Raw genomic sequence first — 13,331 nt, 5'->3', positions numbered from 1 at the left:
ACCAAGAAACGGTTAAAAATAAAGAAATATATCATGTTGGGGTTTACCCTCAGCCTTTTTTTTAAGACAATATAGCGGCATTGAATGGTTATTCATCTTCTTCTTTTCATCAATCTATTAAAATTGGATTCTGATCTATGACGACCCCTTTAAACGAACGTCGTATTGCAAATGCAATTCGTGTATTGGCAATGGATGCTGTGCAACAGGCAAACTCAGGGCATCCAGGTGCTCCAATGGGGATGGCAGATATTGCTGATGTCGTCTGGCGTGAGTTTTTAAATCACAACCCAACAAATCCACAATGGGCTAACCGTGACCGTTTCGTTTTATCAAATGGCCATGGCTCAATGTTGCAATACGCTTTGCTTCATTTAACAGGTTATGATCTTTCAATTGAAGATTTAAAACAGTTCCGTCAATTGCATTCTAGAACTCCTGGTCATCCTGAATATGGCTATGCACCAGGTGTAGAAACGACAACTGGTCCTTTAGGTCAAGGTATTGCTAATGCTGTTGGTTTTGCTTTAGCAGAAAAAACATTGGCTGCTCAATTTAATAAAGATGATTTAAAAGTTGTTGACCATTTCACTTACTGTTTCTTAGGTGATGGCTGTTTAATGGAAGGTATTTCTCACGAAGTATGTTCTTTAGCTGGCACATTACAACTTGGTAAATTGATTGCTTATTATGATGATAATGGCATTTCAATTGATGGTGAAGTAGAAGGCTGGTTCAGCGACGATACAGAAGAGCGTTTCAAATCCTATGGTTGGCAAGTTCTTCGTGTAGATGGTCATGATGCCGATGCAATTCGTCAAGCGACAATCGAAGCAAAAGCTGAAACTCAAAAACCAACAATCATTATGTGTAAAACGATTATTGGTTTAGGTTCACCAAATAAACAAGGTAAAGAAGACTGTCATGGTGCGCCATTAGGTAAAGATGAGATTACTTTAACTCGTGAAGCATTAGGCTGGAACGAAGAAGCATTTATTATTCCTGCTGATGTATATGCTGCATGGGATGCAAAAGCAAAAGGTAGTGAATCTGAAGCAGCTTGGAACGCGGTATTTGCACAATATCAAGCAAAATATCCAACTGAAGCAGCTGAGTTACTTCGTCGTATTAGTGGTGATTTACCAGCAGAATTTGCAGCGCAAGCAGATGCTTTCATTCGTGAAACAAATGCGAAAGGCGAGACAATCGCAACACGTAAAGCAAGCCAAAATACATTACAAGCATTTGGTCCTTTATTACCTGAATTGTTAGGTGGTTCTGCTGACTTGGCGGGTTCTAACTTAACACTTTGGAAAGGTTGCCAAGGTATTCAAGAAAACCCAGCAGGTAACTATGTATACTATGGCGTACGTGAATTTGGTATGACTGCAATCGCTAATGGCGTTGCCTTACATGGTGGTTTCGTTCCTTACGTTGCAACATTCTTAATGTTTATGGAATATGCACGTAATGCAGTACGTATGTCTGCATTAATGAAACAACGTGTAATTCATGTTTATACACATGACTCAATTGGTCTAGGTGAAGATGGTCCAACTCACCAACCGATTGAACAAATTGCTTCATTACGTGGTACACCAAACTTAAATACATGGCGTCCTGCAGATACTGTAGAAACTGCAATTGCTTGGAAATCTGCTTTAGAACGCAAAGACGGTCCTACAGCACTTATTTTCTCTCGTCAAAACTTACCATTCCAAACACGTTCTGAAGAGCAAATTCAAAATGCTGCAAAAGGTGGTTATGTTCTTGCTCAAGAAAAAGGCGAATTGAAAGCAATTATTATTGCAACTGGTTCTGAAATTTCTTTAGCTATGGAAGCTTATGCACAACTTGAAGGTGTGCGTGTAGTTTCTATGCCGTGTGCAGAAGAATTTATGAAACAAGATGCTGCATATCGTGAAGCAGTATTACCAGCTCATATCCGTGCGCGTGTTGCAGTTGAAGCTGCTCATGTTGACTACTGGTGGAAGTTTGTTGGTCTTGATGGCAAAGTAATTGGTATGACAACTTATGGTGAATCTGCACCTGCAAAAGATTTGTTCCAATTCTTTGGTATTACGACTGAAGCTGTTGTTGAAGCAGTAAAAGAATTAACTGCTTAAATATTAAAGTAGTGAAAAAAAGCGCTCTATCTAGAGCGCTTTTTTATTTGAGAAGTTAAATGCTAAGTTCCGTTTGGATATTGATTTGAGAAGTTAATAACTTATGAATAGGGCAGTTCTCGGCAACTTTTAATAAGCGCTTGTGTTGGTCTTCAGTAAACTCGCCTTTGAGCGTAATTTTACGCTCAATATTATTTTGGCCTTTTTCAGGTTCGCCATTTGGGTTTAATGCTAAATCCACTTGAACATGATCAAGCTTAATACCTTTAAGATTCGCATACATCTCTAAAGTAATGGTGGTACAAGCACCTAAAGCGGATAATAAAATCTGAACTGGGTTTGGAGCTGTATCTTGTCCACCTTTATCAGTTGGTTCATCTGCAAACCATTGATGACCTGCAGGATCGGTGAGAGTTACTCGATATGAGGTAGAAGTACTTTGTGCTTGAACAGTATTAGCCATGTTTTGCCTTATTATTAATCAATAAATTTGAAGTAAAAACGAAAGTCTAGAATTCGGACACGGTATGACAGTACCGATACTTTATAATATTGGTTTTAATTAATAACTGTAACGCTTTTATCGTTGCATGAGTGAAACATATCGTTTTATAAAGAATGGTGAATTAAATTACTTGATGTATACACTAACGACTAGATCAATAAAGGATACGAAAAATGCATCTTAAAACATTAAGCTTCGGTTTGGCAGTAGCATTGGCTAGTTCAGTTACTTTAGCTGCACCAGTAGACTACAAAATTGACCCAACACATACAGCTACTGTTTTCTCATGGAATCACTTTGGTTTTTCTACTCCAAGCGCTAACTTCACGGATATCCAAGGTGTAATTAAAGTTGATAATGCTAAACCAGCAAACTCATCTGTAAATGTGACTATTCCTTTAAGCAGCGTAAATACAAATGTACCTGCTTTAGATAAAGAATTCCAAGAAGAAGCTTGGTTTAATGCGGCTAAATATCCAAACATTACCTTTAAAAGTACTAAAGTTGAAACCAAAGACAAAAAGCACTTTAAAATTACTGGTGAATTAACTGTTAAAGGCGTAACTAAGCCAGTTGTACTTGACGCTGTTTTAAACAAGCAAGGCGAGCACCCAATGGCTAAAGTTCCAGCAATTGGTTTTAATGCTACAACTTCATTCAAGCGTTCTGATTTCGGTTTAGGTAATTATGTCCCTAATGTTGGTGATAAGATCACTGTAAACATTACGACAGAAGCAACTGCTGCTAATGCAGCTAAAAAATAAGTTATAAGTTCTCTAAAAAAGCTCTCAGATATGAGGGCTTTTTTATTTAGACTGGCTACTTTTTATCTGGGTCTATAAATACTAAGGGCGCTGAAGGGTCAATATTTCTTTTCAGAGATTTTTCTCTCAAGAACTGGTAAGTAGGGACTGTTCTTTTTGCCTGATCGCGGAGTTTCTTTTTAATATAAAGCACCAGAGCAAAACATGTGGTTGCTACGGTCAGCATCATACCATTCATATAGCTCATGATTGAGCTTACATAGCCAATGGTCGTTAAACGATGCATCATACGTTCAACTTGAGTACTACTTTCAATGCCCGTAATTGCCCAACTACATAGATGTTCACAGTTATTAATAATTAGATGATAGTGATTTTCATGCATACGTGAACGCATTCGGCGAACGACAATCTTTCCTTTATAACGAGGTTTGTCATAAGAACGGACGTGTATTTTTTTGCCATGCGAGAATGCATCTATTGAGGTGATTTCAATTGGGCGTTTTTTAATAAAATGAGCTAAGCCGGAATAATGGATAACTCGACCTCTCCCTGCATATATACCATGATGGCTATAGCCGAGATGCTTTACGATGAGGTGAGCCCCTAAAGGGTAGCGTTTATTCGGTTGTTGCATGCTTACGCTGATCCAATAAAGTGTAAATGGCTTTTATTGAAAAGCTGTTAAACATTATAACCAATATCAGCAATTTGGAGTGTATTGATTCGGTCGAATGAATGAGTTTGATGCATATCCAATCTATTCATATTGCTTGTATATAATTTAGTTGCTTAATATGAAGGGAAAATGTCATGTCAGGTTTTATTCAATGAAATGGGTCATCGGGTGCTTCACTTTGTATTGGCTTTTGTTTCAATCTGCATATGCTATAGAACACCAGCAAGTTAAAACGGTAGAAGGTGATCAATTTGATGTGGTTTCGATCAGCGATTTAAAAGGATTACGCCTGTTTTTAAAAAATCCTCATAATCAGCAATATTACAAAAGCTTTAACAATATTCAACAACAATTAAAACAGTGCGAACAGCTTAGTTTTGCAATGAATACAGGGATGTTTCATCCAGGATTTTCTCCAGTAGGTTTGTATGTTGAAGGAGCCAAAGTGATTCAGCCATTAAATGAAAATAAAGGATTGGGAAATTTCTTTTTACAGCCGAATGGTGTGCTAGGTTGGAATAAAAAACAGGCCTTTATTTTAACAACGCAGCAATATAGTCGACGCGATTTCAATGTTGAGTATGCGACACAATCAGGCCCGATGTTAGTTATTGATAGGAAGATCAACTCCCTTTTTTTACCAGACTCTCAGTCGAATAAAATTCGTAATGGTGTTGGTATTCGAAATAATAAGCTCTACTTTGTAATATCGAAAAATAGCGTGAGTTTCTATAGATTTGCTCAGTTCTTTCAAAGAAATCTTAAGGTAGAGCAGGCTTTATATCTTGATGGTTCTATTTCTAGTTTATATATTCAAAAAAACAAGCGTAATGATCAATTATTTGAAATGGGGCCAATAGTGGGTTCGGTTGATAAGACAGATTGCCAAATAAAGTGAAATATAAAAAAGCCAGTACAAGACTGGCTTTTTTATTAGTGAATAGATGGTTTTTGAGTGAGTTCATTTAACTCTTTTCGGCTATAACCACGGGAAATAAGAACTTTTTTTATTCCCTTAATGACATCTTCATCTGTTGCTAGTGCAAGAGCACTTAGAAGTTGTTCATTTGTTTTACATGAGCAGTCATTTTCAACACAAGCAGTTTGGTTTTTATGCTCGTTATGCTGTTGATCTGCTAAGAACAGCTTTTGCCAAAAACTCATAGAGCCTTCATATACAACCTAACATAGCTCGAAATATAGCCAATTTAAAATAAAATACAAGTCTCTATAAGTGATAAATCCACCAATTGAACTCAAGAATTTTCGATAGGAATGCTCGAGTTAAACGAAATTATGACGAATAGATGACTTGATATTTTTTGAAAATTTAAATACTTAACTAATAAAGTGTTAAAAAATAAGGAGGTATAAAACCTCCTTATTTAAAATTTTACAATGAAAGATTTTGTTTAAATCTTCTCAAGTAAAACACCAGACTCTACATGATGCGTATAAGGGAACTGATCAAATAAGGCAAATTTAGTCACTCGATGAGTTTGACTGAGAGTTTTTAAATTTTCATATAACGTGTCAGGGTTACATGAAATGTAGATAATACGTTCAAAACCCTGTAATAATTTCAAAGTTTCAACATCAATTCCTGCACGAGGTGGATCTACAAATACCGTGTCAAAGTCATAACTCTGAATATCAATATTTGCTTCTTGCAGACGACGGAATTCACGTTCACCTTGATAAGCTTGAGTAAACTCTTCAGCCGAGAGACGGGCTACTTGAATATTATCAATCTGGTTTTGTTCAATGTTCCATTGAGCTGCATAAACAGATGATTTTGCAAGCTCAGTAGCAAGCACTCGTTCGAACTTTAAAGAGAGTGGAAGTGTAAAATTACCATTACCACAATAAAGTTCTAATAAGTGTTTTTTTGATCCTTCAGCTGCGTCACATGCCCATTGCAGCATTTTTTTGCAAACTTGTGCATTAGGCTGAGTAAAGCTGCTTTCGATTTGTTTATATTTAAATGAACGATTTAAAAGTTCGAATTCTTCAACGACGAAATCATCGCCAATAACAATTTTCTGGCCACGACTACGGCCCATAATTTTAATATCTAATTTATCGGCAAGCGCTTTAGCGGCTTGTTCCCATTCTTGATCCAGTTTACGGTGATAAATTAGGGTAACCAACATTTCTCCGCTAAGTGTTGCGAGGAAATCAGCTTCAAATAAACGATTAGAAAGCTTTGGTTCAGCTTTAAGTTCTTCCAAAAGTTTGGGCATTAAATCGTTGATGCTTTGATCTGCAATAGGAAATTCATCAATACGTACAACGGTTTTTTGCTTGTCGTCGTCATTACGCTCAAACATGGCATAGAACATATCATTTTCTGTATGCCAGATACGAAATTCAGCACGCATACGGAAGTGTTGTTCAGGTGATTCAAACACTTCTAATGTAGGTGGTGTAAATTCAGAAAATTGAGTAGTAATGCGGTCAATTTTAGCTTGAAGTTGTTGACGATAAGAAGAGGTCATAGAGAATGAAAATTTAGACAGAATCAAATAGTGAATGGTATCAAAAAAATTGAACTTACAGGAGCCAATTTTAACCAGATATTCATAAGAGAAAAGACGTACCTAAACTAGAGATGACTTAAAACGCGATTAATAAAATCTGATTTTATTGTTCTATATTGATCATGATCTAAATGGCTACACTGTAATTTTAATTGGTTATATTCGTTGACTAGAGTTGGAGAATCCATAAGCTTATTTCTAAATGTTAAGAAAAATGCGAATACTGAATCCGTTACTACAATTTGAAATGCCACATCATCGTTGTTAAGTGATTCGAGCATACAAAGCTCATGTGTCCTTAGCGTATTTTGTTTCTCTATAAAATTAAGTGTTTTTAACTGCGCTATTGCGAATTCAAAATGTTCAGGTTTAACTTCAATGTAAATATCTAGATCACCTTTTGAAATTACATTCGGTATTGCAGATGAACCAATGTGCTCAATTTTGGCAAAGGGTAGAAGTGTGGAAATATCTTTTTGATATGAATTAAAAAGTTGAGCGCATCTTTGTTGATATTTTTCTGGTTCTAAAAAGACCATTATTAAAAACTCGATTTGATAAAGTTTATATATTTAATAATAGATTACTTGATTAAATAAAAAAGCCCAAATACTGAGATTTGGGCTTTTTAGAAAGTTAGGTATTAATCAGTCATTGTCATTAAGCTTGCGTTACCACCAGCCGCAGCTGTATTCACACTAATTGCACGTTCAATCACTAAACGCTCAAGTGGAATAGTTTCATTCGGCTCAATATGGGTAATACCAACAATTGCACCAGAACGAGTAGCAATTTCTTGCTGTAATGAGAAGATCTCTTCGCGATTACCATGATGTAAAACTGCATCAAAATCATCTGATGAGATGTTTTTAACTGTAGTAATTGCAGCAAGCACATCTTTTGGCAATGTTTGTTTGTATTTTGCCAACAATGGACTATTTGGCATTACGGCCGCTTGGCTACCCACTGCAAAAATTGCGAGCAATTGATGCAACTGATTTTGTTCTGTATCAGCGATTGAAAGAACACGATGACGCGGCAAAATAATATATTGGTTACTTTCCCCAGTAGGGCCTTGTAACTCATAGAATTTACCAACACCAAATGGTTCGATATCACGATTAGCTTGCGGTAAATGCTGTTTCGCCCAATTTTGTAAGCGCTGATAAACCTCACGGTTAAAACCTTCAAAAGCAGTTTGCTCAGTCTTCATGGCAAATGGTGTTGCCAATACTTTGTTTGAACAATGTTGCATTAAGCGATACATGTAAAGCGGACCGCCAGCTTTTGGACCGGTACCAGATAAACCTTCACCACCGAATGGTTGAACACCAACAACAGCACCAACAATATTACGGTTGATATAAAGGTTACCCACTTCAGCATGTTGAATGACTGTTTGGATGGTTTCATCAATACGGGTATGTAGACCCATTGTTAAACCATAGCCTTTGGCATTAATGCGTGAAATGAGTTGTTCAAGCTCACCATACTTATAGGTAATGATGTGTAAAACTGGACCAAAAACTTCGCGTTGTAAGTCATCAAGATTAGGAAGTTCAATTGCTGTTGGTACAACAAAAGTCCCTTTATCTAATTCATTCTGGCTTGTTGTACCGAACATCAACTGATGTACCGGATAGCCTTTAGACTTCATTTTTTGGATGTGCTGGTCAATCGTTTGTTTTGCTTCGTCATCAATAACAGGACCAATGTCAGTTTTTAAAATTGCAGGGTTACCTACGATCAACTGCTGCATTGCACCTTTAAGCATTTTAATCACGGTTGCAGCACTGTCTTCTTGTACACATAAAATACGTAAAGCAGAGCAACGTTGACCCGCGCTATCAAAAGCAGAACTTACAACATCGAGTACGACTTGTTCAGTTAATGCTGATGAGTCCACAATCATTGCATTTTGACCGCCAGTCTCTGCAATGAGAGGAATCGATTGACCATTTTCAGATAAACGTTTCGCAACGGTCTTCTGCAAAATTTTTGCAACTTCAGTCGAACCAGTAAACATGATGCCATCGATACGGCTATCTTGGCTAAGCTGAGCACCGACTGTTTCACCACGGCCAGGAAGTAGCTGTACAGCACCATGTGGAATACCAGCTTCCCATAAAATCTGAATTGCTTGAGCTGCGATTAATGGTGTTTGTTCAGCAGGTTTAGCAATAACACAGTTACCACTCACTAATGCTGCAGCAATTTGACCAGAGAAAATTGCAAGCGGGAAGTTCCATGGGCTAATACAAAGTACCGTACCTAGAGGCTGAATAGCTGTATTTGCTGGTAGGTTTTCAACTTGAGTTGCGTAGTAACGTAAGAAGTCTACAGCTTCGCGAACTTCTGCAATCGCATTGGCATAAGTTTTACCGCTTTCACGGCAGAGTAAAACCATCAACTCTTGAATGCGGCTTTCCATGAGGTCAGCTGCACATTTTAGGTATTGAGCACGTTGTTCTTTAGGAGTCTTTGACCATTCTGATTGAGCTTGTTCAGCTGAGTTAAGCGCAATTTCAACATGCTTAAGATCAGCTTCTTGTACATAACCAACAATTTCATCATTTTGTGCTGGGTTTGTAATTGCAACAGAATGACTTTGCTCTAATGAATCGTTATTTGCCAATAATGGATGGCTTTGCCAAACACGATTACGTAGTTCTTGAGCTGTGCTGTCTAGAGCTGCAAGTGGAGCATCATTTGTTAAGTCATAACCTTTAGAGTTTTTACGAAGTGTTCCGTACATATCTAAAGGTAGAGGAATTGATGGATGTTTTAAACCAATCGAACCTTCAAGCTTAGCTGCATGACGAATATCGTAAATTGGAGACTGAATCAGATCGTCAACTTTAAGCGTTTTATCGGCAATACGGTTAACGAATGAAGTATTTGCGCCATTTTCAAGTAAACGACGAACTAAATAAGCCAACAAAGTTTCATGGTTACCAACAGGAGCATAAATACGGCATGGCACGCCTAATTTATTTTGTTCACGTGGGCCCACAACTTGTTCATAAAGCGGTTCACCCATGCCATGTAAACATTGGAACTCATATTGACCAGCATAATATTTGCTTGGATCAGCTAAATGATAGATTGTTGCCAATGTTTGAGCATTGTGAGTTGCAAATTGCGGATAGATAAATTCTGGCGCAGCAAGTAATTTTTTAGCACAAGCGATATAAGATAAATCTGTATGTACTTTACGAGTGAAGACAGGGTAGTCATCCATACCTTCGATTTGCGCTTTCTTAATTTCGCTATCCCAATACGCACCTTTTACAAGACGAATCATAAGGCGCTTTTGGCTGCGTTTAGCAAGGTCAATAATATAATCAACCACGAAGAAACAGCGTTTTTGGTAAGCTTGAATAACGAAGCCAATACCTTTCCAGTTTGCAAGTTCTGGCTCGAAGCAAAGACGTTCAAGTAACTCAAGAGAAATTTCTAAACGTTCTGATTCTTCAGCATCGATATTTAAGCCAATATTGTACTTTTTAGCCAAACGAGCGAGTTCAAATACTTTGCCGTAAAGTTCTTGATGAACACGTTCAATTTGCGCACGTTGATAGCGCGGATGTAAAGCAGAAAGCTTAATTGAAATACCTGGGCCATCATAAACGCCTTTACCATTCGATGCTTTGCCGATTGCATGAATAGCTTGCGTATAGTCATTAAAGTAACGTTCAGCATCATGTTCAGTTAAGGCTGCTTCACCCAACATATCGTAAGAATAGCGGAAACCTTTGTCTTCAAGCACTTTTGCATGATCTACAGCTTCTTCAATGGTTTCACCAGTCACAAACTGTTCACCCATCATACGCATTGCAACGTCAACGGCTTTACGAATAATGCCACGTCCACTGCGTGCTAAAAGACCAGTAAGTACACTTGAAAGACTAGTTTGCTTTGGAGTTTCCATAAGCTTACCAGTTAACATGAGACCCCATGCGGCAGCATTTACAAACATTAAGCTGCTTTGGCCAACGTGTTCTTTCCAGTTACCTTGATTGATTTTATCTCGAATAAGCAAATCACGTGTTGCTGAGTCTGGAATACGAAGCAAAGCTTCGGCAAGACACATGAGCGCCACGCCTTCTTGTGAAGAAAGAGAGAATTCTTGTAATAACCCTTGAACAATACCTGCTTTACCCGAGGAGGTCTTACGTTCACGTAAATTATTGGCAAGATTAAAAGCAAGGTCATAAATTTTATGATCTAAATCATCAGATACCGCGGCAGCTTGTAACAGCTCTTCTACAGCTCCTGGTTCAGCACGTCGCCAAGCTGTATTAATGCGTTGTTCAAACTCACTTTTATCGTTAAATTCGGTGATATAGCCTTGGTGAGATTTATCCATTTGATGAAAAGTATCCATTGTGTTCATATCTGTTTCCGCCAACCAGCTCTCGTAAACTCATCTTGAGTAGAGAGGTTTAGATAATTTATCATTACAGAAGAAACGCCGAATAACTCACTATATTTATCCCATTTTTTAGAGGAAAATTCAGATGAATGGCCCATTATTAAGCCTTGATCGCACTGATTTAAAAATTTTGGATATTCTTCAAACAGATGGACGAATTTCTAATAGTAAATTGGCTGAACTTGTTAACTTGTCGCCAACTGCTGTTATGGCGCGAGTGCAGAAGTTAACGAAAGATGACTTCATCTTGGGTTATGAAGCTAAATTGAATCCAATCAAGTTAAATGCAAACTTTTTGGTGTTCGTAGAGGTGTTATTAGACAAGACAACACCTAACGTTTTAGATGAGTTTATTGATGCTGTCGTTCACTATCCAGAAATCGTTGAATGCCATATGGTGAGTGGTGGGTTCGATTTTTTAATTAAATTGCGAAGTGGCAGCATGGAAGAGTTTAGACGCATTGCAGGGCAGGTGTTGTGGCAATTACCAGGTGTAAAAGAGACCCGTAGTTATCCTGTCATGCAAGTTGTAAAAGATACTTCAAAAATTAAAATTAAAACCAAAAATAAATAAAGGGGCCGAAGCCCCTGTTATTTATTTCAATGACTTATACGCTTTCTTTATAGAGTTCATCTGCTTTTTCAAAGCGACCAGTTACTGTCGTATTTGGCGCTTTAGTTAAAAGACTCACTACAATGATACTGATAAATGCAAGGATAAAGCCTGGAATAATTTCATAAACACCAGTGTCTGCGAAAAGGTTTTTCCAGCCAATAACTACAACGGCACCAACGATCATACCCGCTAAAGCACCTTGTAAATTCATACGTTTCCAGAACAATGACAAGATAATAAGTGGACCAAATGCAGCACCGAAACCAGCCCATGCATAAGCAACAAGACCAAGAACTTTACTGTCCGGGTTACCAGCAAGAATAATCGCAAGAACAGCAATCGCAAGAACCATGAAACGGCCAACCCACACAAGCTCTTTCTGAGATGCATTTTTACGAATGAAACCTTTGTACAAATCTTCTGTTAATGCGCTCGAACATACCAAAAGTTGGCAACTCAAGGTACTCATTACAGCAGCCAAAATTGCCGCTAGGATGATACCTACAATCCATGGATTGAATAAGATTTTAGTCAATTCCATAAATACAGTTTCAGGGTTTTTGCTTACAACCGCTGCTAATTCAGGATGTTGCTCGAAGTAAGCAATACCAAAGAAACCTGCACCTACAGCACCGATTAAGCATAAGATCATCCAAGTCATACCAATACGACGCGCAGCAGGAATTGATTTTACAGAGTCGGCAGCCATGAAACGCACAAGAATATGTGGTTGACCAAAGTAACCCAAACCCCATGCCATGGAAGATAAAACGGCCACTACACTTAAATCTGAAATAATATTAAATGCATGTGGACGAGCAGTTTCAATGAGTGTCACAAATTGTGTTGTATCGCCAATTGCAAGATAAGTTACGATTGGTGTTAATAACAAAGCAAAAATCATTAGGCCAGCTTGGAATGTATCTGTCCAGCTAATCGCTAAGAATCCACCGATACAAACATAACTGATGGTTGCAATTGCGCTGAGCCAAATAGCAGTGGTGTATGACATCCCGAATAAATTTTCAAATAAACGGGCGCCTGCTACCATGCCTGAAGCACAATAAATTGCGAAGAAAACCAAGATGATAACGGCAGAGAAAATACGAAGTACTTTTTTCTGATCGTCAAAACGGCTTGTAAAATAATCTGGCAACGTGAGTGCATTATTTTGGACTTCAGTATGAACGCGTAATCGACCAGCAACCAGTAGCCAGTTAAGCCAAGCACCGATAATAAGACCAATTGCAATCCACGCTTCAGATAAACCAGAAAGATAAATCGCGCCTGGTAAGCCCATGAGTAGCCAACCACTCATGTCTGATGCGCCTGCGGATAATGCAGTAACGAAACTGCCTAAACTACGACCACCGAGAATATAATCGGAGAAGTCGCTTGTAGCACGGTAGGCAAATAAGCCAATAAGTACCATTGCTACGATGTACACCATAAACATGATGAGGGTGGGATCAAAATAACTCATGATGGATGTGTGTCCTTATATCCATAATCCGTGATTGTAACCTAATCCAGGTCGCTGTTTTCTTGTACGGCATTCAAGAGGTTGAGATTCAACCACAAAAGATTTTTTTCGCTCTGTTATTTTTATATTGTACTTTTGTATCATTGTGTAACTTGAATTGATTGGATTTTTTAAGTGGAAAAT

At 38.0% G+C, this 13,331-nt stretch carries 11 protein-coding genes; 4 read left to right on the top strand and 7 right to left on the bottom strand.

Annotation, left to right across the window (positions count from 1 at the left end; all coding sequences use genetic code 11):
• The first annotated feature begins 137 nt into the window (after nt 1-137).
• Nucleotides 138-2,126 (top strand): transketolase, encoded by a 1,989-nt coding sequence (gene tkt / locus HUN22_RS10995; protein ID WP_174729117.1) that lies wholly within the window; start codon nt 138-140, stop codon nt 2,124-2,126.
• Nucleotides 2,127-2,181: 55 nt separating this feature from the next.
• Here the strand turns inward: tkt and HUN22_RS10990 are convergent, their stop codons facing one another.
• Nucleotides 2,182-2,589: an OsmC family protein gene (locus HUN22_RS10990; protein WP_174729114.1), complete on the bottom strand. Its 408-nt coding sequence runs from the start codon at nt 2,587-2,589 to the stop codon at nt 2,182-2,184.
• 215 nt (nt 2,590-2,804) lie between these two features.
• Here HUN22_RS10990 and HUN22_RS10985 point away from each other — a divergent pair, with 215 nt between their 5' ends.
• Complete coding sequence (locus tag HUN22_RS10985) at nt 2,805-3,395, top strand: YceI family protein (protein WP_174729111.1); 591 nt, start codon at nt 2,805-2,807, stop codon at nt 3,393-3,395.
• 55 nt (nt 3,396-3,450) lie between these two features.
• Here the strand turns inward: HUN22_RS10985 and HUN22_RS10980 are convergent, their stop codons facing one another.
• A complete protein-coding gene (locus tag HUN22_RS10980; RefSeq protein ID WP_174729108.1) occupies nt 3,451-4,032 on the bottom strand; it encodes a lecithin retinol acyltransferase family protein in 582 nt (193 codons plus the stop codon).
• Nucleotides 4,033-4,225: 193 nt separating this feature from the next.
• Here HUN22_RS10980 and HUN22_RS10975 point away from each other — a divergent pair, with 193 nt between their 5' ends.
• A complete protein-coding gene (locus HUN22_RS10975) occupies nt 4,226-4,972 on the top strand; it encodes a phosphodiester glycosidase family protein (protein ID WP_174729105.1) in 747 nt (248 codons plus the stop codon).
• A 35-nt stretch (nt 4,973-5,007) separates the two neighbouring features.
• On the opposite strand, the gene HUN22_RS10970 is transcribed toward HUN22_RS10975, so the two are convergent.
• From HUN22_RS10970 to putA, 4 genes are all read right to left on the bottom strand, one after another.
• Nucleotides 5,008-5,238 (bottom strand): hypothetical protein, encoded by a 231-nt coding sequence (locus tag HUN22_RS10970; RefSeq protein WP_003651412.1) that lies wholly within the window; start codon nt 5,236-5,238, stop codon nt 5,008-5,010.
• 248 nt (nt 5,239-5,486) lie between these two features.
• Nucleotides 5,487-6,572, bottom strand: a complete 1,086-nt coding sequence (trmA, locus tag HUN22_RS10965; RefSeq protein WP_174729103.1) for a tRNA (uridine(54)-C5)-methyltransferase TrmA — start codon at nt 6,570-6,572, stop codon at nt 5,487-5,489.
• A 107-nt stretch (nt 6,573-6,679) separates the two neighbouring features.
• Nucleotides 6,680-7,153 (bottom strand): GrpB family protein, encoded by a 474-nt coding sequence (locus HUN22_RS10960; protein ID WP_174729100.1) that lies wholly within the window; start codon nt 7,151-7,153, stop codon nt 6,680-6,682.
• Between the two features lie 104 nt (nt 7,154-7,257).
• Nucleotides 7,258-11,010 (bottom strand): trifunctional transcriptional regulator/proline dehydrogenase/L-glutamate gamma-semialdehyde dehydrogenase, encoded by a 3,753-nt coding sequence (putA, locus tag HUN22_RS10955; protein ID WP_217488142.1) that lies wholly within the window; start codon nt 11,008-11,010, stop codon nt 7,258-7,260.
• A gap of 124 nt (nt 11,011-11,134) precedes the next feature.
• On the opposite strand from putA, the gene HUN22_RS10950 reads away from it, so the two are divergent.
• The gene (locus tag HUN22_RS10950) at nt 11,135-11,623 is read left to right on the top strand and encodes an Lrp/AsnC ligand binding domain-containing protein (RefSeq protein WP_174729095.1); all 489 of its coding nucleotides are present in this window, start codon (nt 11,135-11,137) and stop codon (nt 11,621-11,623) included.
• A 34-nt stretch (nt 11,624-11,657) separates the two neighbouring features.
• Here HUN22_RS10950 and putP read toward each other — a convergent pair whose 3' ends face one another.
• The gene (gene putP / locus HUN22_RS10945) at nt 11,658-13,148 is read right to left on the bottom strand and encodes a sodium/proline symporter PutP (protein WP_174729092.1); all 1,491 of its coding nucleotides are present in this window, start codon (nt 13,146-13,148) and stop codon (nt 11,658-11,660) included.
• Between the last annotated feature and the right edge of the window lie 183 nt (nt 13,149-13,331).

The organism is Acinetobacter lactucae, assembly GCF_013344765.1.
Taxonomy (GTDB): domain Bacteria; phylum Pseudomonadota; class Gammaproteobacteria; order Pseudomonadales; family Moraxellaceae; genus Acinetobacter; species Acinetobacter lactucae_A.
This window is presented reverse-complemented; position numbering and strand designations above follow the sequence as displayed.

Coding starts and splice junctions, on each gene's coding strand:
- HUN22_RS10990 (WP_174729114.1), bottom strand. CDS start 2,589: ATGGCTAATACTGTTCAAGCACAAAGTACTTCTACCTCATATCGAGTA.
- HUN22_RS10975 (WP_174729105.1), top strand. CDS start 4,226: ATGAAATGGGTCATCGGGTGCTTCACTTTGTATTGGCTTTTGTTTCAA.
- HUN22_RS10950 (WP_174729095.1), top strand. CDS start 11,135: ATGAATGGCCCATTATTAAGCCTTGATCGCACTGATTTAAAAATTTTG.
- trmA (WP_174729103.1), bottom strand. CDS start 6,572: ATGACCTCTTCTTATCGTCAACAACTTCAAGCTAAAATTGACCGCATT.
- HUN22_RS10960 (WP_174729100.1), bottom strand. CDS start 7,153: ATGGTCTTTTTAGAACCAGAAAAATATCAACAAAGATGCGCTCAACTT.
- HUN22_RS10970 (WP_003651412.1), bottom strand. CDS start 5,238: ATGAGTTTTTGGCAAAAGCTGTTCTTAGCAGATCAACAGCATAACGAG.
- putP (WP_174729092.1), bottom strand. CDS start 13,148: ATGAGTTATTTTGATCCCACCCTCATCATGTTTATGGTGTACATCGTA.
- HUN22_RS10985 (WP_174729111.1), top strand. CDS start 2,805: ATGCATCTTAAAACATTAAGCTTCGGTTTGGCAGTAGCATTGGCTAGT.
- putA (WP_217488142.1), bottom strand. CDS start 11,010: ATGAACACAATGGATACTTTTCATCAAATGGATAAATCTCACCAAGGC.
- HUN22_RS10980 (WP_174729108.1), bottom strand. CDS start 4,032: ATGCAACAACCGAATAAACGCTACCCTTTAGGGGCTCACCTCATCGTA.
- tkt (WP_174729117.1), top strand. CDS start 138: ATGACGACCCCTTTAAACGAACGTCGTATTGCAAATGCAATTCGTGTA.